A 535-nucleotide genomic window follows, 5' to 3' on the forward strand; every position below is an offset into this window, starting at 1 on the left:
GAGGAAATGGCGAGCGAGCAGCGGCACGTCGTCGCGGCGCTCCCGGAGCGAGGGCAGTGCGACCGGGACGACGTTGAGGCGGTAGAACAGGTCCTCGCGAAACTGCCCGGCCTGGACCAGCGCGGCCAGGTCCTTGTTGGTCGCCGCGACGATGCGCACGTCCGCCTTGATCGCGCGGGCACCGCCGACGGTGGTGAACTCGCCCTGCTGGAGCACGCGGAGCAGGCGCGTCTGCGCGTCCATCGGCATGTCGCCGATCTCGTCGAGGAACAGCGTGCCGCCATGCGCCGCCTGGATGCGGCCCACCCGGTCGGTGCGGGCATCGGTGAAGGCGCCCTTCACATGGCCGAACAGCTCGCTGTCGATCAGGTCCTCGCTGATCGCGCCGAGATCGACCGTCAGCATTCCCTGGTCCGCCCGGAGCGACTGGCGGTGCAGCTCGCGCGCCACCAGTTCCTTGCCGGTGCCGTTCTCGCCGAGCACCAGGACGTTCGCATCGGTCGGCGCCGCGCGCGCGATCAGCGAGTGGACGCGC

Annotated in this window: 1 protein-coding gene; it reads right to left on the reverse strand. The window is 70.8% G+C overall.

The features are described 5' to 3' along the window. On the reverse strand, positions 1-535 hold a 535-nt coding region (locus D1Z90_RS21090; protein ID WP_147378840.1), incomplete at both ends, for a sigma 54-interacting transcriptional regulator.

The sequence above is a fragment of the Motilimonas pumila genome (assembly GCF_003596335.1).
Classification (GTDB): domain Bacteria; phylum Pseudomonadota; class Gammaproteobacteria; order Enterobacterales; family CBDFNC01; genus Motilimonas; species Motilimonas pumila.